Source organism: Nannocystis pusilla (genome assembly GCF_020073745.1).
GTDB lineage: Bacteria > Myxococcota_A > Polyangia > Nannocystales > Nannocystaceae > Nannocystis > Nannocystis radixulma.
In genome coordinates, this window is record NZ_JAIRAU010000028.1 from 274700 (window position 1) to 296084 (window position 21385).

16 protein-coding genes are annotated in these 21385 nt (G+C 72.2%); 7 read left to right on the top strand and 9 right to left on the bottom strand.

Features of this window, described 5'->3' with window-relative positions; translation table 11 throughout:
- Positions 1-69 precede the first annotated feature (69 nt).
- The 3 genes from selA to K7C98_RS22680 are packed head-to-tail and all read right to left on the bottom strand — an operon-like array spanning position 70 to position 3190.
- Positions 70-1410 carry an L-seryl-tRNA(Sec) selenium transferase gene (selA, locus tag K7C98_RS22670; RefSeq protein ID WP_224193819.1) on the bottom strand — a complete coding sequence of 447 codons (1341 nt, stop codon included), beginning with the start codon at positions 1408-1410 and terminating at the stop codon, positions 70-72.
- A 5-nt stretch (positions 1411-1415) separates the two neighbouring features.
- Entirely contained in the window at positions 1416-1880 is a 465-nt protein-coding gene (locus tag K7C98_RS22675; protein ID WP_224193820.1) for an FHA domain-containing protein, read from the bottom strand.
- Positions 1881-1894: 14 nt separating this feature from the next.
- Positions 1895-3190: a ComEC/Rec2 family competence protein gene (locus K7C98_RS22680; protein WP_224193821.1), complete on the bottom strand. Its 1296-nt coding sequence runs from the start codon at positions 3188-3190 to the stop codon at positions 1895-1897.
- A gap of 658 nt (positions 3191-3848) precedes the next feature.
- Here K7C98_RS22680 and K7C98_RS22685 point away from each other — a divergent pair.
- The 4 genes from K7C98_RS22685 to K7C98_RS22700 all read left to right on the top strand — a co-directional run bounded on the left by K7C98_RS22685 (position 3849) and on the right by K7C98_RS22700 (position 9295).
- Positions 3849-5543, top strand: a complete 1695-nt coding sequence (locus K7C98_RS22685; protein ID WP_224193822.1) for an MXAN_5187 family protein — start codon at positions 3849-3851, stop codon at positions 5541-5543.
- A gap of 107 nt (positions 5544-5650) precedes the next feature.
- Positions 5651-6226, top strand: a complete 576-nt coding sequence (gene def / locus K7C98_RS22690) for a peptide deformylase (RefSeq protein ID WP_224193823.1) — start codon at positions 5651-5653, stop codon at positions 6224-6226.
- A 258-nt stretch (positions 6227-6484) separates the two neighbouring features.
- Positions 6485-7933 (top strand): hypothetical protein, encoded by a 1449-nt coding sequence (locus K7C98_RS22695; RefSeq protein WP_224193824.1) that lies wholly within the window; start codon positions 6485-6487, stop codon positions 7931-7933.
- A gap of 345 nt (positions 7934-8278) precedes the next feature.
- Positions 8279-9295, top strand: a complete 1017-nt coding sequence (locus K7C98_RS22700) for a CHAD domain-containing protein (protein ID WP_224193825.1) — start codon at positions 8279-8281, stop codon at positions 9293-9295.
- Positions 9296-9377: 82 nt separating this feature from the next.
- Here the strand turns inward: K7C98_RS22700 and K7C98_RS22705 are convergent, their stop codons facing one another.
- The 4 genes from K7C98_RS22705 to K7C98_RS22720 all read right to left on the bottom strand — a co-directional run bounded on the left by K7C98_RS22705 (position 9378) and on the right by K7C98_RS22720 (position 12719).
- Entirely contained in the window at positions 9378-10349 is a 972-nt protein-coding gene (locus K7C98_RS22705) for an L-threonylcarbamoyladenylate synthase (RefSeq protein WP_224193826.1), read from the bottom strand.
- 57 nt (positions 10350-10406) lie between these two features.
- On the bottom strand, positions 10407-11342 hold the full coding sequence (locus K7C98_RS22710; protein WP_224193827.1) for a serine/threonine protein kinase: 936 nt from the start codon (positions 11340-11342) through the stop codon (positions 10407-10409).
- Between the two features lie 281 nt (positions 11343-11623).
- Positions 11624-12151, bottom strand: a complete 528-nt coding sequence (locus K7C98_RS22715; protein ID WP_224193828.1) for a carboxymuconolactone decarboxylase family protein — start codon at positions 12149-12151, stop codon at positions 11624-11626.
- A gap of 34 nt (positions 12152-12185) precedes the next feature.
- Positions 12186-12719 (bottom strand): peroxiredoxin, encoded by a 534-nt coding sequence (locus K7C98_RS22720; RefSeq protein ID WP_224193829.1) that lies wholly within the window; start codon positions 12717-12719, stop codon positions 12186-12188.
- 202 nt (positions 12720-12921) lie between these two features.
- On the opposite strand from K7C98_RS22720, the gene K7C98_RS22725 reads away from it, so the two are divergent.
- Positions 12922-14421: a sigma-54-dependent Fis family transcriptional regulator gene (locus K7C98_RS22725; protein WP_224193830.1), complete on the top strand. Its 1500-nt coding sequence runs from the start codon at positions 12922-12924 to the stop codon at positions 14419-14421.
- Between the two features lie 82 nt (positions 14422-14503).
- Here K7C98_RS22725 and K7C98_RS22730 read toward each other — a convergent pair whose 3' ends face one another.
- Positions 14504-15163, bottom strand: coding sequence for a zf-TFIIB domain-containing protein (locus K7C98_RS22730; protein ID WP_224193831.1), 660 nt, complete (start codon positions 15161-15163; stop codon positions 14504-14506).
- A 63-nt stretch (positions 15164-15226) separates the two neighbouring features.
- Here K7C98_RS22730 and K7C98_RS22735 point away from each other — a divergent pair, with 63 nt between their 5' ends.
- Positions 15227-15817 (top strand): TIGR00730 family Rossman fold protein, encoded by a 591-nt coding sequence (locus tag K7C98_RS22735; protein ID WP_224193832.1) that lies wholly within the window; start codon positions 15227-15229, stop codon positions 15815-15817.
- A gap of 133 nt (positions 15818-15950) precedes the next feature.
- Here K7C98_RS22735 and dnaE read toward each other — a convergent pair whose 3' ends face one another.
- Positions 15951-19595 carry a DNA polymerase III subunit alpha gene (gene dnaE / locus K7C98_RS22740; RefSeq protein WP_224193833.1) on the bottom strand — a complete coding sequence of 1215 codons (3645 nt, stop codon included), beginning with the start codon at positions 19593-19595 and terminating at the stop codon, positions 15951-15953.
- Between the two features lie 279 nt (positions 19596-19874).
- Here dnaE and K7C98_RS22745 point away from each other — a divergent pair, with 279 nt between their 5' ends.
- Positions 19875-21371: an ABC transporter substrate-binding protein gene (locus K7C98_RS22745; RefSeq protein ID WP_224193834.1), complete on the top strand. Its 1497-nt coding sequence runs from the start codon at positions 19875-19877 to the stop codon at positions 21369-21371.
- Positions 21372-21385 lie beyond the last annotated feature (14 nt).

Consider the following 21385-nt stretch of genomic DNA (forward strand, 5'->3'; position numbering starts at 1 on the left):
CGAGCATGTCCTTTCAAGCATGTACATCTCTACATACTCCCGAGAACATGCTCTCTCGAGCATGTCCAATTAAACATCCCGCACCGCAGCGATCAGCGCCTCGTCCTCCTCGGGCGCCACGGTCCGCAGGTCGAGCAGCAGCTCGCCCGCGTGCACCCGCCCGACCACCCCCACCTGCCGCAGCGCCGCCGCGGTCGCCGACGGGTCTCGCGTCGGCACCGCCAGCGCCACGCTGGCCATCGTGTCGCCGGGCAGCGACCCCCCGCCGACCGTCGCCACGCTGGCCCGTACCTGTCCCGGAGGCCAGCCGAGCCGAACCGCCAGCGCCTCGGCGCGCGCCCGCAGCTGGTCTTCCGACCAGCCGATCATCCGTCGCAGCGGCAGCGTGTCCGCCTGCCCGCGCGCGTACGCGAGCGCCGTCGCGTGCAGGGCAGCCGCCGTCGTCTTGTCGGGCCGCAGCGCCCGCGCGAGCGGGTGCCGGCGGCAGCGCCCGACCAGCGCCGCCGACCCGGCGAGGATCCCCGCCTGCGGCCCGCCGAGCAGCTTGTCGCCGCTGCAAGTCACCAGATCTGCCCCTTGCGACAGGTACTCCTGGACAGTCGGCTCCTCGCCCGGGATCCCTCCCAGCGACCCCGACCCGAGGTCGGCCAGCAGCGGCACCCCGCGCGCGCGACCCAGCGCCGCCAGCTCCGCCAGCTCCGGCTGGTGCACGAACCCCGCCTGCGAGAAGTTGCTGAGGTGCACCCACAGGATCGCGGCCACGGGTCCGCTCTGCCCCGGCAGCTCGCCCGCCAGCGCCGCCGCGTAGTCGGCCACGTGCGTGCGGTTGGTGCTGCCGATCTCCCACAACGCCGCGCCTCCGGCCGCCGCCATCTCCGCCACCCGGAAGCCGTCGCCGATCTCCACCATCTGCCCGCGCGACAGCGCCACGCCCCCGGGTCGGCCCACCGCCGTACACGCCAGCAGCAACGCCGCCGCCCCGTTGTTCACCACGTGCACGTCCTCCGCCCCGAGCAGCGCCGCCAGCAGCGGTCGCAACCACGTCAGCCGCGACCCGCGGCGCCCCGACTCGACCTCGAATTCGAGCTCGCAGGTGCCCGCCGCCGCCGTCATCGCCGCGACTGCCTCTCGGGACAGGGGCGCGCGTCCGAGGTTGGTGTGCAGCAGCACCCCCGTCGCGTTGATCAGCGCGCGCGGCCGCGGCGTCATCACCTCGGCGAGTCGCCTCGCCACCGCCCGCGCGATCGCTTCGGCCTCGGGCGCCTCGGAGAGCTCACCGACCAGCGCTCGCCGTCGCAGGTCCGCCAGGGCATCGTTCACGTAGCGCTTCTGGATCGATCGCAGCGCCGGCGAGGACGCGAGCGCCGGGTGGTCGAGGATCCGATCGACGCGGGGGAGGCGGAGCGACATCGCCTCTACTGCTGCCACAAGAGCAGCGCCGCGACGAGCGCCGCGAACATCAGCGTCGCCGCCACCGGCACGAGCAGCGACTCGCCCCGCTCGGGCGCCAGCGCCGGCCGGATCTGCGTCACCGTCGCCTCGCCTCCGCGGCGCAGCGCCGCGTCGACCTGCGCCCCCGGGTGGTGGACGCGCAGGCAGATCCCCCCGACCACGATCGCCTCGCCGTGCGCCAGCCCCGTCGTCCCGCTCAGCAGCACCCCGTCGCGGAACACCCCGTTCTTGCTCCCGAGGTCGGTCACCGCGATCGACTCCGCCGTCACGTCGAGCGCCGCGTGGAAGCGGGACACGTCGTCACCCGCCAGCGACACCGTCGCCCGCGGGTCGCGGCCGACCAGCGCCCGCCCCGGCGCCAGCGCGTGCGTCCGGCCGCGACCCGGCCCGCTCTCCTCGCGCACGAAGATCTCCGGCACTCCGGCCACGCCCGCACCATAGCCTATCTCTCACCGGCCGCGAACGCCCCGTCGATCCAGCACTCCGCGCCCGTCCCGTCCGGCCCGGCCCGCACCACCGCCCGCCGCTGCCGCGTCCGGGCCTGACAGTCCGCCAGCGCCGCCCGCAGCGACTTCAGGGCAGGTCCTTCGGGACATGTCCCCGAGAACATCATCCCCGCGCGCTCGAGCTCGGCCTGCACCGCCGCGGCCGCCGGCAGACTGCGGGGCGCCGTCACCCGCGCCGCCCCGCGGAAGCCCAGCGCCGGCAGCAGCTCCGGCCACGCCTCGGGCGCGAGCCACGGGTCGCGCACGCACGCCAGCGACGCCTCGTCCTGCGCCGGCACGATCACCGCCGCGCTGCGCGGCCCGCCGATCGCCACCCACGCCCGCGGCGGCCCCTCCGGTCGCCCCGGCGCGCTCGACAGCACCACCGCCAGCACCCCCGCGCACGGCAACACCCCCGGCGTCCAGCGCAGCACTGTTGCGCGCCGCACCGTCGTCCGCACCACCAGCCCGACCGCCGCGACGATCGCCAGCGACCACCACGGCGGCTCCGGCACGCGCGCGGCCACCCCCGCCAGATCGATCACCACCTGCCCCCCGAGCGCGGCCGGCCGCAGCGCCTCCGGGCCGAACCACGGCGTCGCCATCAGCCCCGCGATCCCCAGCGGCAGCACCCACAACGTGAACACCGGCACCGCGATCACGTTCGCCAGCACCCCGATCAGCGACGCCTGGCCGAAGTGCACCAGTACGATGGGCACTGTCCCGAAGGACACCCGCCAGCTCTGCGCCACCAGCCCGCGCGGCGCCTGCGGGTGCACCAGCACCGCCATCGCCGCGAGCGACAGGTGCAGCCCCGGGTCGAGCGCCCACGCCGGTCGCCACGCCAGCATCGCCGCTGCCGTCAGCGCCAGCGCCGTGAGGCCGTGGCCCGGGCGGCCCGTCAGCGTCGCCGCCTGTGACAGCCCGAACATCACCGCTGCCCGCAGCGCCGGTGGTTCGCCGCCCGTCACCCCCAGGTACGCCAGCACCGGCAGCCAGGCCAGCGCCGCCGCCAGCGTCAGCGACCCGCCGAGCAGCAGCCCTGCGCGCAGCAGCGGCGCCTGGACCAGCGCCGCCGCCACCGCCACGTTCATGCCGCTGACCGCCACCACGTGGCCCAGGCCGGCCCGGCGCAGCTCCGTCCGCCGCTCCGGCGCGAGCGCCGCGGCCTGTCCGAGCACCGACGCAACCACGAAGCCCAGCGCCGCGTCCCCCCGCGACGCGCGCGTCGTCGACTCGCGAAGCTCGGCCACCGCCCGCCAGTAGCCGCCCGCCGGGGGCCCTGCGCGCCACGCCCTGTCCGCCGAAAACGCCGCCGCAGCGCCGTCACGGGCCGGATCGAAGTCCCCTGCGCCAGGCCACGGCGGACCGCCGCGACGCGCGAGATCTCCGGCCCTGAGCCAGATTGGATCGCCCGCTGCAAGCGGACAAATCTCCTCGGGTACGTGAAGCGACCACATCGCCGTGCTGCCGGACGGTGTTCCAAACGCCGAACAGCCCGCTGTCGTCGGCGCGCTGGCTCCACGGATCGTCACCCGGAGCAGCCCGGGCCCTGCGACCTCCGGCACCTCCGGCTTTGGCAGTCGGCCGCGGGCCGCGCCAGCGAGCCCAGCCGCGAGCACGACCGCCATGAACGCCGCCCGCGGACGTCTGGCGAGCCACGGGGTGGCGACCGCGATCAGGCCTGCGAGGCCTGCGAGGGCCACCGCGGGCAGCCTCTCCGCGCGCGCGAATCCGAGCACGACACCGACACACCAGGCCAGGCACCAGCACAGTGGGAGCACCTGGAAGAGTCGCTGCCGCGGCCTGTCTTTTTGCAGCAGGGCGGGCGCGGACTTGCCCGGCCCTAGGAGCCCGGATGCACAGCGAAATTGCCAGCGCCGGCCGCGTGGCCCTACACTAGGCCCAATCGTGCTGCTGACGAAGATCTGGGCTGCAATCCTCGCATGCCTCGCGACGGCCTTCCTCGCGGGTATGTTCCTCCTGTCTTTTGGGACCGCTGGGGGCTTCACGGACGCGGACCGTGCCGCACTCAAGGCGAAGACCGAGGCCGGTGTGGTCGCGCTCGAGGCCGCGATCCAGGCCTCACCCGTCGCGCGAGCGCCGGCGATCCTGTCCGATCCGTACCTCAAGCTCGCGCTCAATCCGGGTCAGCCCGGGATCGGCAAGGTGACCCCGCCGTCGCTGGCCGACGCCTTCGCCACCGCCGCCAATTCTGCGGTGCTGTCCGACAACACGCAGATGACCGTCGGCCTGTTCGACAAGTCGGGCGCGCTGCTCGTGTACGCGGGCGGCGGGCACGACGAGTTGGTCGAGGCGGCGCTCCTGCCGAACTTCGTGACCGCGCCGACCGACAAGGAAGACCAGTTCTCGGCCGCGCTGCGCGGCACGCTACACGTCGCGCGGATCTCGAAGGCCGACGAGGCCGGGCGGCGGCTGGTGGCGATTCACCCGCTCGACCTCGGGGCCAACTCGATCTTCCGCCGGATCCTCGGCACGCAGAACCCCGCCGCCCTGGTGCGCAGCGGCCAGCCGCTCGAGAACACCCTGATCAACCCCGGCAACAGCGGCGAGGCGCTGACCAAGTTCGCCGTCGAGCACGGCAAGGACGCCCCCGGCGTCGGGGCCAGCGACGCCTACAAGGTCGGTGACGGCCTCAACGCCCGCATCGGCTCGATCGGCCGCGTGCCTGGTCCCGCGGGCGCGGGCGACGACGGCGCGATGCTCGTCGTGCTCTCGGCCAACACCGCCGCCGCCGGCCAGAAGGACCTGTTTACCGCGCTCGGCGAGGCCAAGGCCAACGGTCTGAGCGGCGAGCACCTGGCCATCTTGCTGTTCGTGCTGGCCATCAGCCTCGCGCTCGCCTTCTACCTGCCGAACCTCGAGGCTGCGAACCCGATCCGTCGGCTCACCGCCGAGTTCAACGCCATGCGGCTCGGCTCGCAGCAGCAGCTCTTCTACGACACCTACGGCGCCGGTCCGGTCGCCGAGCTGGCCAAGGCCGCGCACGGCTATCACGAGGCCCTGCGCTCGAGCCTCGCCGCGGGCGTCGGCGAGGAGGACGGCGACCCCAGCGGTCGCGCTTCGCGGCGGGTCCCGGCCGTCAGCACGCGTTCGCACCGCAAGGTCCCCGGCCGCACCGGCGCCGTCGACCGCGTCGATGCTCCGCCCGTGGTCGCCACGCCTGGTCCGGCCGAGGACGAGGCGCCGACCATGGCGCACCCCTCGGTGCCGTCCTCGTCGCAGCCGGCCGCGGGTCGTGGTCCTGGCTTCTTCACCATGCCGGCGACCAAGCCGTTGCGTTCGCGTGAGACCGTCATCGGCAACCTGATGACGATGGACAACGAGGCGAGCGCCAGCGGCCCCGAGCCGGCCAAGGACGACGCGGTGCGCGAGGCCTACTACCAGGAGGTCTTCGAGGAGTTCGTGAAGTTCAAGCTCGAGAACAACGAGCCGATCGATAACTTCACCTACGAGAAGTTCGCCACCAAGCTGCGGGCCAACACCGCCGAGCTGATGAAGCGCCCGGACGTCAAGGACGTGCAGTTCTCGGTCTACATCAAGGACGGCAAGGTCGCGCTCAAGGCGCGCGTCGTCCGCGGGTAAGCGCACATCCTCGAGCGGCCCCGACGGGCCGCGCAGGCCGAGGCCCGGGCCGGACCGCCATGGTCCCCCCGGGCCTCCACATGTCGTGTGCATTACACTGGCCGGCGATGCCGATCCTCAAAGTCGCCCAGATCGGGCACCCCGTGCTGCGCCAGAAGGCCCGCGAAGTCGGCCGAGACGAGCTGCTGACCCCGGCGTTCCAGGCGTTCATCGACTCGATGATCGAGACCATGCGCGACGCCCAGGGCGCGGGCCTCGCCGCCAACCAGGTCCACGAGCCGGTGCGCGTGTGCGTCATCGAGGTCAAGGACAACCCGCGCTACCCCTACAAGCCCAACATCCCGCTGACGGTCCTCATCAACCCGGTGCTGACCCCGCTGTGCGGCACCCGCTTCGAGAACTACGAGGGCTGCCTGTCGGTGCCCGACCTGCGCGGCATCGTCTATCGCTCCGTCGAGATCCGCGTCGAGGCGTGGGACCGCTTCGGCAACCCGATCGACAAGGTCGTCCGCGGCGTCACGGCCGGCACCTTCCAGCACGAGTGCGACCACCTCGACGGCATGCTGTTCGTCGACCGCGTCGAGGACCCGCGGACCCTCTGCACCTGGAAGGAGTTCGCGCGCCAGCACGAGGCCCGCTTCCGCGAGCACGTCAAGGAGCTGGTCGAGCACTACGGCTCGTGACCCGGCCGCGGCCTGCGGCCCTCGGTCCGCGCCGCGCGACCGCCTCGCGTGCCAAGATGACATGCACTTCGGGATATGTCTTCTCAGGCATGTCCCAAGCGACATCTTCTCCTCGCAATCGCCGCGGCCGCGCCCGCGCGCAGCGGCGCCCCCAGACGCCGGCGGCCCGATCCGGCGCTCCCGCCCCCGGGTCGAGTCGGGGCGGGCGCGGGTTCGGGCGGGCGCGTGCCGGCTTGCGATGGTACACTCGCGCCGCCCGTGACGCCCACGCGCCGCATCTTCGCCGCTGTCCTCGGCTCGCTGGCCTTGCACCTGTCGCCGCTCGTGCGCGGCGGCTGCGGCCTCGACATCAAGCTCGAGATGCCGGAGATCGAGTTCGAGGTCACGCAGTTCGAGCCGGTCGAGCTCGACGAGGAGCTGAAGGGCGCGCCCCCGCCCGAGCCGCAGCCGGAGCCCGAGGTCCCGCCGCCGCCGACGGGCCCCGACAAGCCGCCCGAGGACGAGGGGCCCAAGCCCGAGGAGAAGGAGCCGCCCAAGCCCAAGCCCAAGTTCGGCGAGAAGACCTCGCGCGTCGCCGAGCTCGGGCCCGGCAGCAGCAACTTCTTCATGCTGCTGTCGGCCAAGAAGGTCTCGGGTCTGCCGTTCGCCGACGCGATCGTCGAGATCATGTCGCCGCTGCCCGACTTCGACTTCATCGTCACCGGCGGCGGCTTTCATGCCCTCAAGGACTTCAACTACATCGTCATCGCCAGCCCCAACCTGCGCGACCTGACGCAGACCTTCCTCGCCGTCGAGTACCGGCTGTCGCAGGCCGAGGTGCAGGCCGGCCTCGACCGCGCCGCCGCGAAGGACGGCCTCAAGATCGACTGGGAGGTCCGCGACGGCCGGACCATGGGCAACCCGCGGCCGATCGCCAACCCCGACGGCGACGACGACCCCCGCTGGTTCGTCTTCCTCGACGACGACGTCGCCGTCTACGTGCGCGAGGAGTTCCTGCCGGCGATCACCGCCGGCCCCGACGAGTCGAAGGGCAACACCGCCGGCAACTTCGTCGCCAACCTCACCAAGCTGCGCACCTTCGCCGCCCGTGAGCCGCGCGCCGGCCTGCAGCTCGTCCTCAAGGACATCCGCGCCAGCATCAAGCTCAAGAAGGAGCCGCCGTTCCCGATCCCCAACAACCTCGAGCTCATGGCCGAGGCGGCGTCGTCGCCCGAGATCGTGATCAAGAGCGAGTACCTCGACGCCGTCGACGCCGTGCAGATGCAGCGCCAGTGGTCCGAGGACCTCCCGGCCTTCATCGACGACAAGGTCCCGTTCTACGCCCGCTTCATGGTCCGCAGCTTCTACGACGCCACCGAGATCGCGCGCGAAGACAACGCCCTCCACCTGCGCGCCGACTTCACCAAGGACCAGGCCAAGTTCATCCTCGAGCAGATCGGGGAGCAAGCCCGTCGCATGCTCCGCCGCACCCCCGAGCAGATCGAGGCCGCCCGCAAGCAGCGCGAGGAGATGTGGGCCGCGCGCAAGAACGGCAAGCTGTCCCCGAGCGAGGCCCTCGCGCCCAAGGACCCCGGCAAGTCGGGCAAGCCCCCCGAGGCGCCCGACACCAAGGCCCCCGAGGCCCCGCAGGACGGCGGCCCCGCCCCGAGCATCCCGTCCGACGCCCCGCCCGCGCTCCCGCAGCCTCCGCCCGCGCCCTCGCCCTGAGGCGCGCGACCCCGCAGCTCGCGACAGCCTGAAATCGTCGGCCGACGGTCGTCCGCCGACGAGTCTCACTCGTCCCTCGTCGCCCCGAGCCGGCCACCGCCGACCTCAACCAGCGCTCCTGCACGAGGCCGCCACGCGTCCGCCGCCCCGCCGCGCGCACCGTCGGGCGGACCTCGCGCGGGCTCTCCCCTGCGTCCGTTCCTGCCGCGCCCGGCTCCGCGGAGCCGGGGCCGAGCGCCCGCGGCGGGGCACTCCGCGGCATGTCCATTTCGACATGTCCGAAAGGACATAACGTCCCGCCGCGACCGCGTGGATCGCCGCGCACCCGCGCGCTATGGTGACCGCATGGCCTACCGTCTCTCACGCGGCGAGTCCATGCATCAGGCCGCCGTGCGGATCGCCGACGAGGAGCTGAGCCAGGCGATCGAGCGTCTGCGGAGCACGGGAGGGTCGCAGCAGGCCGACACCCACACGCGCGTGCACGCGGCACGCAAGGCGATCAAGCGCACCCGCGCGCTCGTCCGGCTCCTCCGCGAGGGCCTGGGCGCCGGCTTCCACCGCGACAACCTCGACCTCCGCGACGCCGCCCGCCGCCTCGCCGAGCGCCGCGACGCGGCGGTCGCCGCCGACGCGTTCGCGCGCCTCGTCCCCGAGCCCGCCGGCGACCTCGCGGCGATCCGCGAGCGCCTCGCCGCCGTGCGCGACGAGGTCGTCGCAGCCGACGCCGCCCTCGCCGCCGCCGCCGCCGACCTCGCCCGGGTCCGCAGCCGCAGCGCCGACTGGCCCCCGCTCGATCGCGGCTGGAGCATCCTCGAACCTGGCCTGAAGACCAGCTACAAGCAGGGCCGCCGGGCCATGCGCACCGCCTTCGCCGACCCCACCCCGGCCGCCTTCCACGCGTGGCGCAAGCGCGTCAAGGACCTCTGGTACCACACGCAGCTGCTCCACAACGTGTGGAAGGGCGTCCAGTCGGCCTGGGCCGAGGCGCTCGAGGACCTGTCCGACGCGCTCGGCGACGACCACGACCTCGAGGTCCTGCGCGCCGCCCTCGCCGCCCACCCCGACCTCGACCCCGATGCTCGCCGCGACGTCCTCGCCCGCGCCGAGGCCCGCAGCGCCGAGCTCCGCGCCGCCGCCTGGACCCTCGGCCAGCGCCTCTACGCCGAGCGCCCGCGCCGCTACGTCGCCCGGATCCGCCGCTACTGGGAGACCTGGCGCGACCACGAACGCCGCACCGCCGCCGCTGCCCGCCCCGCCGCGCCCGGCCCCGCCCCGCCGCCGAGCGCCGACCCCCTGCAGGCCGATCCCGAATTCATCTGTCCCGGAGACCATATCTCTTCGGACATGCCCTGTAGGCCATGAAACGATCCGCCCGCGACCGGCGTGCATCACAATCACATGCCCGAACGGACATGTCCGTTCGGACCGGCCGGCTCGCCGGCGCTCAGCCCTCGGCCGCGCGCCGCAGGCGGTCGGCGATCGCCCGGCCGAGCCCGACCTCCGGCACCGCCTCGACCACGATCGTCTCGACCCCCGGCGCGTCGAGCTCGCGCAGCGCCCCGAACAGCGCCTGCGCGTAGCCCTCGAGATCGGCCGGCATCCTCCGCCAGCGGCCGACGAACCCGGGCGGACGCGGGCTCCGGCTCATCACCGCCACCGCCTCGCCGCCCAGCGCCGCCGCCTGTCCGGGCGCGACCAGCACCACCCGGGCCCGCGGCGCGTAGTGGCGGTGGCGCAGACCTGGCGATCGGGACATGGCCTCATGGTCCTGTCCCGACAGCACATCGACCGCGCCGACGGCCGCCCGCAGCGCCTCGAGCGACAGCCCGCCGGCGCGCAGCACCATCGGCGTCGCCCGCGTCACGTCGACCACCGTCGACTCGAGCCCGACCGCGCACGGCCCCCCGTCGAGGATGACGTCGACCACCCCGTCGAGGTCGGCGCGCACGTGCTCGGCGGTGGTCGGGCTCGGCCGGCCCGAGCGGTTGGCCGAGGGCGCCGCGACCGGCCGGCCGCACGCGCGCAGCAGCGCCAGCGCGGCCGGATGCGCGGGGATCCGCACCGCCACGGTGTCCTGCCCGGCCGTGGTCACGTCGGGCACGACGGCGGCACGCGGCAGCACCAGCGTCAGCGGACCCGGCCAGAGCGACATCAACGTCTCGGCCGCCGGCGGCACCGCCCGCGCCAGCGCCCGCGCCTGCTCCGGCGCCGCCACATGCACGATCAGCGGGTTGTCGGCCGGTCGGCCCTTGGCCGCGAAGATCCGCCGCACCGCCTCGGCGTCGAGCGCGTCGGCCCCGAGCCCGTAGACCGTCTCGGTCGGGAACGCCACCAGCCCCCCGCGCCGCAGCACCTCGGCCGCGCGGGCGATCGCCGCCGGGTCGTCGGCCGGCCACACCTCGGTCCGCGCGCTCATGCGACCTCCGCCGCCCCGGTCGCCCGCCCTGCTGTCCGAACGGACATGCTCCTCGGGTCAGCCCAGCTTCGCCAGCTCGACCAGCGCTTCCTTCATCTGCAGCGCGTCGGCGAAGCGGTGGTGGACCTGCTTGCCGCACGCCTTGGCGAAGAACGCGTCCATCGCCCGCGCCTTGGCGGCCGGCACGCTGTCGGAGATGAAGTGGCTGACGGGCAGCGGCTCGCGCTCGCGGTGGGCCTGCAGCAGCGCGCGCGGGTGGGCGTCGAACAGGTCTTCGAACGGGTGGCGGCCGCCGGTGACGAGCTCGAAGAACGTCATGCCGAGCGCGTAGAGGTCGGCGCGGTGGTCGATGTAGTTGCCCGGGATCGTCTGCTCGGGGGCGATGTAGCGCGGGTCGCCCATGATGTGGTGCGTGTTGTGCGACGACAGGTCGGACAGGTCGCGGGCCACGCCGAAGTCGAGCAGCTTGACCACGCGCAGCAGCGGGTCGTGCGAGTCGCGGGTGACGAACACGTTCGACGGCTTGATGTCGCAGTGGACGATCCGCCGCAGGTGCACGTAGCGCAGCGCGTCGAGCACCTGCGAGAAGATCTCGAGGATCACGGGGATGCCCATCGGCGTCCCGCTCTCGATGAACCAGCTGACGTCCTTGCCGCGCAGGTACTCCATCGCGAACCACAGCACGTCGAACTCCTCGGCCGTGCCGACCTGGCTGACGTGCACGAGGTTGTGGTGCATGAAGCTCGCGCACATGCGGGCCTCGCGGCGGAAGTGGCGATGCGCCCACTCGGGCACGTCGTTCTTCATCACCTTCAGGGCGATGTAGCGGTTCATCAGGCGGTCGAACGCCTTGTAGACCTTGCTCATCCCGCCCTCGCCGAGGCGCTGCACGATCTCGAACTGGCTCGTGCCGGTCACCACGGTGCCGGGCGGCAGCTCCGTGCCCTGATAGCCCTCGTACTGCGAGGTCGACGTCGGCGTGATGCCGGTCATCCCGGCGCGAGGCCGATTGCCGGTGTTTTGATCCTCGTTGGACACGTGGGGGAAGCGCGCGGCGGGGGTGGGGCTAGGTTATGCAACCTACACCACCTGGTCCGGTCTCGTCAGCCTTCCTCGAGGGGGGCGCCGGAGCCGGTCCGATGCAGGTCGTCGCGCGCACATTAGCCGCAGGTGCGGGTGAAGCACAAAAGACAGGCGGGCGGCGCGAAGGGCGAAATCGCCACCATCGCGCGCCCGCCGCTGCCTGCGCGCCCGAGGCGCCCGGCGAACAACGTTCAGACGCCGAGCTCGAGCCCGACGGCCACGCCGTGGACGACCGCGCCGGTGCGCACGGCGTCGTGGATCTGCTCCGACGTGCCGCCGGCCTCGCGGATCGTCTTCTCGTGCGAGACGACGCAGCGCTCACAGCCGAAGACGGCGCTGACCGCCAGGCAGAACAGCTCAAAGTCGAGCTTCGAGCTCTGCGGCTTGGCGATCCGGGTCATGCGCAGGCGGGCCGGCAGCTTCTCGTAGTCCTCGCTGCCGACCATGTGCTTGAACCGGTAGTAGACGTTGTTCATCGCCATCAGCGCCGCGGCCGCGCGCGCGTCCTCGACGGTCGACGCGTCGACCTGTTCGCGGGCCGCGTCGAGCAGCACCTGGACCAGGGTCTGGTTGCGCGACGCGATGGCGCAGGCCACCGCCACGCCCCAGCGCTGCGCCGCGGTCAGCGACGACTCCTGCAGGACGTTCTGCAGGTTCACCTTGAGGTCGCGGGCGGCCTCGGGGAGCGACTCTCGCAGTGATTCGACGGTATTGGCCATGGTGTCCTCCTTCGCGGTTCAAGCGCTCGCGGGCTCACACGTTCAGCGTGGCCTCGCCCTTCTGCCAGTTGCACGGGCACAGCTCGTCGGTCTGCAGGCCGTCGAGCACGCGCAGCACCTCGGGCACGCTGCGGCCGACCGACAGGTCGTTGACCGACACCCAGCGGATGATGCCCTGCGGGTCGACGATGAAGGTCGCGCGCAGCGGCACGCCGTCCTTGTGCAGGATGCCGAGCGCCTGCGACAGCTCGCGCTTGGTGTCGGCGACCATCGGGATCTTCAGGTCGCGCAGGTCGTCGTGGTGGTTGCGCCACGCCAGGTGCACGAAGTGGGTATCCGTGCTCACGCCCAGCACCTGCGTGTCGCGGTCGGCGAAGTCGCCGGAGCGCCGGCTGAACTCGGCGATCTCCGTCGGGCAGATGAACGTGAAGTCCATCGGCCAGAAGAAGAACACCCGCCACTTGCCGGAGTAGCTCTTGTCGTTGATCTCGGTGAACTCTTTGCCCTTCTCGCGGCTCACGACGGCCTGGAGGGCAAACTGGGGGAACGTATCGCCTACGGTCAGCATGATCGGTCTCTTTCCTGGATGCGGGCGACAGCGCCCGCGGACATGGGTGCAATAGCAGGCCCGGGGCCAAGTCGCAGATCTAACAAAATCAAACACTTGCCCGACCGCTCGCTGTCGCGCGACCACGACCCGTCGTTGCCCACCGATACATCGGTAGATTCGCACTGGCATTTCGGTGGGGCGCGAGCCACACTCGGGGTCCATGGACACCGACGACCTCCTGCGCCGCGGCCTCGACTGGGTCGCCCGGATCGCCCCCTACGATCTTGCCGCCGTGTTCACGCTCGACGAGGACAGCCGCCTGGTCGTGCGGGCCGCCCGCGGTCACCTCGCCAGCCAGGTCCGCGGCCATCGCATCGACCTCGCCAACTTCCCGACCTTGCGCGAGGCGCTCGAGACGCGGCGCGCCCGCGCCTTCACCGAGGACGACCACCGCCACGGCGACGGCGACCCCTTCGACGGCGTCCTCGACCTCTCGCCCGGCCACGCCTGCATGGTCGTCCCGCTGCACGCCGCCGGCCGCTCGCTCGGCCTCCTCACCCTCGACCGCGCCCACTGCGAGAGCTACCCGCAGGCCGTCGTCGACCAGGTCGAGACCTACGGGCAGATCCTCGGCCTCGCGCTCGACAACTCCGAGCGGCGCGTCGCCCTCGAGCACCTGCGCGCGGAGGAGCTCGAGCGGGCGCGCGAGAGCGACGAGGTCGCCGCCGGCTACGGCGTGCTCGAGCGCAGCGTCAGCCCGGCCGTGCGGGCCGTCGCCGCGCGCGCGCGTCAGGTCGCCCCCACCGACACGCCGGTGCTGATCCTCGGCGAGACCGGCACCGGCAAGGAGCGGCTCGCTCGCGCCCTTCACCTGTGGAGCGCGCGGGCCGACCGCCCGTTCGTCGCCGTCAACTGCGCCGCGATCCCCGCCTCTCTGCTGGAGAGCGAGCTGTTCGGCCACACCCGCGGCGCCTTCACCGGCGCCACCCGCGACCGCCTCGGCCGCTTCCAGCTGGCGAGCGGCGGCACCCTCCTGCTCGACGAGATCGGCGAGCTGCCGATCGAGCTCCAGGCCAAGCTGCTGCGCGTCGTCCAGGAGGGCGTCGTCGAGCCGGTCGGCAGCGACAAGAGCGTCAAGGTCGACGTCCGCCTGCTCGCCGCCACCCACGTCGACCTCGAGAAGGCGATCGCCGGCGGCCGCCTGCGCGAAGATCTCTACTACCGCCTCGCCGTGTTCCCGCTGCGCCTCCCCCCGCTGCGTCAGCGCCTCGAGGACCTCCCGCTGCTGTGCGCCGCCATGCTCGCCGAGCAGAGCCAGCGCACCGGCCGGCGCGGCATGCGGGTCAGCGACGCCGGCCTCGCCCGCCTGCGCGCCCACGCCTGGCCCGGCAACCTGCGCGAGCTCAGCAACGCCCTCGAGCGGGCCACCATCGTCACCTCCGGCGAGCTCCTCGGCCCCGAGGCCTTCGAATTCGGGGACATGACCGAAGAGTCGGGCCCGATCGACCATGCCCCGAAGACCAGCCCGTCCGAGGCCCCGCTGCGCCACGACGGCCGCATCGCCACGCTCGAGGAGGTCTCGGCCCTGCAGATCCAGCGCGTCCTGGCGCACACGCGCGGCCGGATCTACGGCCCCGGCGGCGCCGCCGAGCTGCTCGGCGTCCCGCCCTCGACCCTCCAGAGCCGCATGAAGAAGCTCGGCGTCGCCCGGACCGCCTGAAACCTTTCGGGCATGTCCTCAAGGGCATGCCTCTCCGGGCATGTCCTCGAGAGCATGCCCGAATAGGCATGCTCTCCGCGCCTCAACCAAAAAACAGGTTCCACAGCACGTCGAGCGCCGTCGAGCTCGCGCGCTCGTGCCGGACCTCGCGCGTCGACGGCAGCGGTTCGGGCGGGGGCGGCATCTGCTGGCGGGCGGCCGCGCGGGCGCGCGAGGCCTCGCCGACGGCGCGCCCGCCCGCGCGGAGGAACGCCTCGACCTCCTCGAGCTCGCCGGCGTCGAGGAACAGCCCGTGGCGGCGGCACTCGTCGACGATCACCCCGCTGATCGTCCCGAAGTTGCGGCGGTTCATGACGTCGCGGCAGCGCGGGCACTCGCGGTAGCGGACGTCGGACTCGCGCGAGGCCGGCCGGGGCACCCGCCCGCGCAGCTCGGCCTCGTCGGCCGCGCCCCTCCCGGGCGCGGGGTCGAGGCCCGACGTCAGCGACTCGAGCTCCCCCGCGTCGAGCCAGATCCCCCCGCAGGCGCCGCAGGCATCGAGCTCGACCCCGTGGCGGACCGCCGCGCGATGCAGCGGTTCACCGCAGCCCGGGCAGTCGCTCCCGGCCGCACCGCTGGGCCCGGTGGTCCGCCGTCCGGCCGAGCGGGCGGGCACCGGCTCGTCGGGCAGCAGATCGGCGAGGGACTGTGTGATCCGGGCCGCGCGGGCCCGGGACTCCTCGGTCGGGCGGGGACGACGCATGGCTCACCATACCAGCGATCGCGCGGTCCCGTGGTAAGAAGCCCGCGAGCGCTCATGAGCACGATGCGAACATTCCGCCGGATCTGCATCTACTGCGGCTCGAACAAGGGCCTCGATCCCCATTATGCCGAGGTCGCGCGGGCCGTCGGCGAACACCTCGCGCGCAGCAACATCGGCGTCGTCTACGGCGGCGGCAAGGTCGGGCTCATGGGCGAAATTGCCGACGCGGCCCTGCGCGCCGGCGGCCAGGTGTTCGGCGTCATCCCGGAGAAGCTGCGCGACGTCGAGGTCGGCCACGACGGCCTCACCGAGCTGTTCGTCGTCGACAGCATGCACGCGCGCAAGATGATGATGGCCCAGCTCAGCGACGCCTTCATCGCCCTGCCCGGCGGCTTCGGCACCCTCGAGGAGCTGTTCGAGGCCACCACCTGGCTGCAGCTCAGCTACCACCGCAAGCCTGTCGGCCTGCTGAACGCCGGCGGCTACTACGACCACCTGCTCGCCTTCCTCGACCACGCGGCCCAGCAGGGCCTGGTCCGCCCCGAGCACCGCCCGCTGATGCTGTCCGCCCCCGACATCGTCGCCTTGCTCGAGATGATGGCGGTCGTCGAGATCCCGCACTTCTACCTCGGCCACGCGCCGCCGCGCCTGTGACCGGCGAGAATTGAGCCGACGCGAGCGCGGTCGGAGCGGCGAGCAGCGATTCACCTGCCCCCGCGGACAGGTCCACAGGGCACCTGCGCCGTCGAGTCTCGTCCGTCGACGCCGCCGGGCTTACCCGCTTACGCTACGCCAGCTTCGCCACCTTCTCGCCGAACAGCCGCTCGAGCGCTGCCATCAGCTTGTCGTCGGCGCGCACGCAGAACTTGTCGCCGAACACGATCTGGCCGGCGTAGCGGTCGGACGCCACCTCGAGCTCCATCGTGCAGCTCCCCGCGTTGTCGGACACGATCTGCTTGAGGCGGAGGATCCGCTCCGGCGTCAGCTGCTCGAGGCGTACCCGCAGCAGCACCTTCCTGGTCGACTGCTCGCGCAGCGTGCGGATCTCCTGCACCGACTCGACCAGCAGCTTGAACTTGTTGGCCTCGCCGTCCTCGGACGTCTCGACCTCGCACTTGCCGGTCACGAACACCGGCTCGCTGCCGATCTGCTGCAGCCGCTCGCCGAGCGACAGCCCGGAGTTCTCGTCCGCGCGCGCGTAGGTCTTGGGGAACACCACCGACTCGACGCGGCCGAACTGGTCCTCGAGCTGGAAGAAGCCCATCGCGCCCTTGCCGCTGCGGGTCTGGACCTCGCGGAGGTCGCAGATCACGCCGGCGAGCGTCACTTCCTGGCCGTTGTGCCTGCCCTCGAGCTGTCCCGTGCGACAGGTCGCGTGCTTGTCGACGTCCTGCTGGTAGCGGTCGAGCGGGTGGCCCGTGAGGTAGAAGCCGAGGGCCTCGCGCTCCTTGAGCAGCTCCTCGCGCGGCTCCCACGGCTCGACCTCGGGGTACTCCTCGGTGTAGACCGGCGCCGAGTCGGCGATCGCGTCGAACAGGCCGAACTGGCCCGAGTCGCGGTCGCGCGAGGCGCCCTGGCCCTGCTCGATGGCGCGTTCGACCGCGGCGTACAGGGTCGCGCGACCGCGCTTGCCGCCGATCGTGTCGAGCGCGCCGGCGCAGACCAGGCCTTCTTGCGTGCGCTTGTTGACCTTCTTGAGGTCGACCCGGCGGCACAGCTCGAACAGCGACGTGAACGGGCCGTCGGCCGTGCGCGCGGCCAGGATCGCGTCGACCGCGTTCTCGCCGACGCCGCGGATGCCGGCCAGGCCGAAGCGGATCTGCTCGTCGAAGTCGCCGCCGTCGCGGGTGCGGCGGACCACCGAGAAGTCGCGGCCCGACTCGTTGATGTCGGGCTGCAGCACCACGAGGCCCATCGCTCGCGCCTCGGCGATGAACTTGACCACGTTGTCGTTGTTCGACTTGTCGCAGGTCATCAGCGCCGCCATGAACGACGCCGGGAAGTGGTGCTTGAGGTAGCCGGTCTGGTAGGTGATGAGGCCGTACGCCGCCGAGTGCGACTTGTTGAAGCCGTAGCCGGCGAACTTGTCGATGAGGTCGAAGATCTCCTCGGCCTTCGCGTTGGGGATGTTCGACGTCTTGGCGCAGCCGTCGACGAACAGGGCGCGCTGCTTGTCCATCTCCGACTTCTTCTTCTTGCCCATCGCGCGGCGCATCATGTCGGCCGCGCCGAGCGAGAAGCCGGCCAGCACCTGGGCCGCCTGCATCACCTGCTCCTGGTAGACGAACACGCCGTAGGTCTCCTTGAGGACCTCGGTCAACAGCTCGTGCGGGTACTCGATGGCGCGGCGGCCGTGCTTGCAGTCGATGAACTGGTCGACCATGCCGCCCTCGAGCGGGCCCGGGCGGTACAGCGCCACCGCGGCGACGATGTCGCCGAAGCAGTCGGGGCGCAGCTTCTTCAGCAGGTCCTTGAAGCCCGAGGATTCGAGCTGGAACACGCCGGTGGTGTCGCCGCGGCTGATCATCTCGTAGACGCCGGCGTCGTCCATGGGGATCGCGCCGAGGTCGAACGGGTCGTCCTTGGGCCGGAAGTTGTTGATGAGGCGGACCGCCGTGTCGAGCACGGTCAGCGTCTTGAGGCCGAGGAAGTCGAACTTCACCAGGCCCGCGAGCTCGACGTCGGTCATCGTGAACTGCGTGACGATCTTGCCGTCGGCCTGAAAGCACGGCACGTGCTCCCACAGGTCGCGGTTGCCGATGACGATGCCGGCCGCGTGCATGCCGGCGTGGCGGTTCAGGCCCTCGAGCGCCTGGCCGATCTTCAGCACCTCGGCGACGCGGGCGTCCTCGCGGGCGCGGAGGCGCAGCTTGCTGGCCGCATCGGCGATCATGATCGCGTCGGACAGCCTGGCCGCCGCGTCGGCGCTCTCCTTGGCCCTCTCCTTCAGCGGCTCGGGGTCGGCCATCGCCATCGACAGCGTCACCTTCGGGCCCTCGGGCACGTGCTTGGCGATCTCGTTGGCCTCCGACGGCTGCAGGCCCATCACGCGGCACACGTCGCGCACCAGGCCGCGCGCCTTGAGGCTGTGGAACGTGGCGATCTGGCCGACGCGGGCCTGGCCGTAGCGCTCGGTGACGTAGCGGATCACCTCCTCGCGCCGGTCCATGCAGAAGTCGATGTCGAAGTCGGGCATGCTGATGCGCTCCGGGTTGAGGAAGCGCTCGAACAGCAGGCTGTACTGGATCGGGTCGAGGTCGGTGATCCGCAGCGCGTAGGCGACCAGGCTGCCCGCGCCCGAGCCGCGGCCCGGGCCGACCGGCACGCCGATCTTCTTGGCGTGGCGGATGAAGTCCCAGACGATCAGGAAGTAGCCGGGGAACTTCATCTGGGCGATGATCCCGAGCTCGTAGTCGAGGCGCTGGCGGTACTGGTCGGGGTCGAACACCTGCCCGCGCCGCTGCAGCTCGCCGAACCGCTCCTCGAGGCCGCTGTGGGCCACCTTGCGCAGGTAGCCGGGCAGGTCCTCCTCTGTCCCTTCGGGCAGCTTGAAGTCGGGCAGCTCCGGCTTGCCGAGCTTGAGCTCGACGTTGCAGCGGCGGGCGATCTCGCCGGCGTTCTCGAACGCGCTCGGGTAGTTCGACCCGAAGTAGCTCAGCATCTGGTCGGGCGTCTTGATGTAGAACGCGTCGCACTCGTGCTTCATGCGCTTGGGGTCGTCGAGCGTGCGCCCCTGGCCCATGCACATCAGCACCTCGTGCGCGTGGGCCTCGTCCTGGTTGACGTAGTGACAGTCGTTGGTGGCCACGAGCGGCACGCCGCAGTCGACCGCCAGCTGGGCCAGCGCCGCGTTGACCTTCTCCTGGTCGGCCATGCCGTTCGGCTGCAGCTCGAGGTAGTACGAGCCCGGCTCGAAGATCGACTTGTACTCGAGCACCGTCTGGCGCGCGGCGTCCATGTCGCCGCCGTTGATGAGGCGCGAGATGTGGCCGCCGAGGCACGCCGACAGCCCGATCAGCCCCGCGCTGTGCTCGCGCAGGATCTTCCGGTCGATCCGCGGGTTGTAGTAAAATCCCTCGAGGTGGCCCTTCGAGACCAGGAACTGCAGGTTCTTGTAACCGACCGCGTCGCGGGCCAGCAGCACGAGGTGGTAGTTCTTCCGGTCGGTCTTGGCGTTCATGTCGCCGTCGGACACGTAGGCCTCGCAGCCGAAGATCGGCTTGATCCCGGCGTTCTTGGCCTCCTGGTAGAACTGCAGCGCGCCGAACATGTTGCCGTGGTCGGTCACCGCGACCGCGTTCATGCCCCGCTGCTTCACGATCTTGCACAGGTCCTTGGTGCGGATCGCCCCGTCGAGCAGGCTGTACTGCGTGTGCAGGTGCAAGTGGGCGAAGTCCGCGCTCCCTCCGAGGATGCTGCCGTCGGCTGCCATGGCCGAAGGCTTACCACGCCTCGCGCCGCGCTCGCGTGCCTGGCCCTCGCGCTCGCATCATGCTCACGTCACAGCGAGGTCGACAGCGGGGTCGGCGCAGCCGGATCCGCCGCCGCCGGGCCGCAGGCCCCGAGCGAACGCACCGTCCACCTCACCCTGGAGACCGCGTTCCACTCGCTGGATCCAGCCGACGCCGCCGACTCCGTCAGCCGTCGACTGACCTCACAGCTCTTCGACACGCTCCTCGATTGGGATCCGTATGCAGATCCCCCGCACCTCGTGCCCGAGCTGCTCGCGGATCTTCCCGAGATCAGCCCCGACGGTCTGACCTACACGCTGCGTCTACGCGAAGGTCCGCGGTTCCACCCGGACGCCTGTCTCGAAGACCAGGCTCGTCCGCTGCGCGCCGGCGACGTGGCCGCCTCGTTGCTGCGGATCACCCCCGGCAAGCACGCCACGTGGTCGCTGCTGGCCGGCCGCGTCGCCGGCCTCGACGCCTGGCACGCGGCCGCGGCGAAGAACACCCCGGGCCAGCTCGCGCCGATCACCTGGGACGACGCCGCCCGCACCGTCACGCTGCGCCTCACGCGGCCGCAGCCGGAGTTCGCGGCGATCCTCGCCCACCCGGCGCTGGCGATCGTCCCGCCCGAGTGCGTCACCTACTACGACGGCAAGACCGACGGCCGCCCGAGCTTCGCCCGCCACCCCGTCGGCAGCGGCCCCTACCACTTTGATCACGCCGCCAGCGAGTTCCCCCGCACGGCCGTGCTCGTCGCCGAGGGCGAGCCCCGCGCCTACCCCCGGGCCGCGAATTCCCCGGTCCCGTGCCCGCAGGTGCCCGGGGCCCGCCGCGTCGTCCTGACCCACTTCCAGCACGGCGAGCCGGCGCTGCGCGCCTTCCAGGCCGGCGAGCTGGCGGCGATCGTCCCCGGCCAGGCGCAGTTCGCCGAGGTCGTGGCGCTCGGCGAACCTGTCCCCGGGGCCCTGCCCCCCGGGACAGGTTTAAAAAAGTTCCCGGTCGCCGCGGTCGACCTCCTCTACTTCAACATGGCGAGCCCGGAGATCGGGCACCACCCCGACCCGGCGCGCGCGCGCGAGAACCTGGCGCTGCGCCGCGCGATCGCCCGCGCCTTCGACGTCCCGCGCTACCTCGAGGTCGTGCGCAACGGCGCGTGGGCCGACGCCAGCGCCGGCGTGCTGCCGCGCGAGGTCTCGCCGCGCCTCGATCTGCCCGACGCCCCGCCGGCCCGCGACCTCGCCGCCGCGCAGGCGATCCTCGCCGAGGCCGGCCTGTCCGAAAGGACATGGACCCTGAACTACTGGGGCGGCGCCAGCGAGCCCGAGCGGCAGGAGGCCGCGCTCGTGCGCGAGTTCCTGCGCCCGCTCGGCGTCGACCTGCAGATCACCGCGCGCGACAACTTCCTGTACGACCCGGGCCTGCGGGCCGGCGCCCACCTGTTCGGCCTCCGCTTCGACGCCGACTTCTTCGACCCGAGCAACACCCTGGCCTCGTTCACCTGCCGCGCCCCCGACAACCTCGCCGGCTTCTGCGCGCCCGAGTACGACGCCGCCTACGCCGCCTTCGCCGCCCTGCCCGCCGGCCCGGCCCGCGACGACGCCGCCCGCGGGCTGCAGGCGCTGCTCGGCGAGCACATGCCGGTGCGGCCGCTCGACCAGCCGAGCGCGTGGTACCTGCACCAGCGCTGGCTCGGCGGCCTGGTCCGCCACCCGCTGGCCGGCCTGCGCGTCGAGCTGCTGTGCCCCGACATGCCCTGAAGAGCATGTCCTCA

Excerpts from the sequence above, each read along its gene's own strand:
- selA (WP_224193819.1), bottom strand. The coding sequence starts at position 1,410 with ATGTCGCTCCGCCTCCCCCGCGTCGATCGGATCCTCGACCACCCGGCG.
- def (WP_224193823.1), top strand. The coding sequence starts at position 5,651 with ATGCCGATCCTCAAAGTCGCCCAGATCGGGCACCCCGTGCTGCGCCAG.
- K7C98_RS22700 (WP_224193825.1), top strand. The coding sequence starts at position 8,279 with ATGGCCTACCGTCTCTCACGCGGCGAGTCCATGCATCAGGCCGCCGTG.
- K7C98_RS22705 (WP_224193826.1), bottom strand. The coding sequence starts at position 10,349 with ATGAGCGCGCGGACCGAGGTGTGGCCGGCCGACGACCCGGCGGCGATC.
- K7C98_RS22710 (WP_224193827.1), bottom strand. The coding sequence starts at position 11,342 with ATGACCGGCATCACGCCGACGTCGACCTCGCAGTACGAGGGCTATCAG.
- K7C98_RS22715 (WP_224193828.1), bottom strand. The coding sequence starts at position 12,151 with ATGGCCAATACCGTCGAATCACTGCGAGAGTCGCTCCCCGAGGCCGCC.
- K7C98_RS22720 (WP_224193829.1), bottom strand. The coding sequence starts at position 12,719 with ATGCTGACCGTAGGCGATACGTTCCCCCAGTTTGCCCTCCAGGCCGTC.
- K7C98_RS22725 (WP_224193830.1), top strand. The coding sequence starts at position 12,922 with ATGGACACCGACGACCTCCTGCGCCGCGGCCTCGACTGGGTCGCCCGG.
- K7C98_RS22730 (WP_224193831.1), bottom strand. The coding sequence starts at position 15,163 with ATGCGTCGTCCCCGCCCGACCGAGGAGTCCCGGGCCCGCGCGGCCCGG.
- K7C98_RS22735 (WP_224193832.1), top strand. The coding sequence starts at position 15,227 with ATGCGAACATTCCGCCGGATCTGCATCTACTGCGGCTCGAACAAGGGC.
- dnaE (WP_224193833.1), bottom strand. The coding sequence starts at position 19,595 with ATGGCAGCCGACGGCAGCATCCTCGGAGGGAGCGCGGACTTCGCCCAC.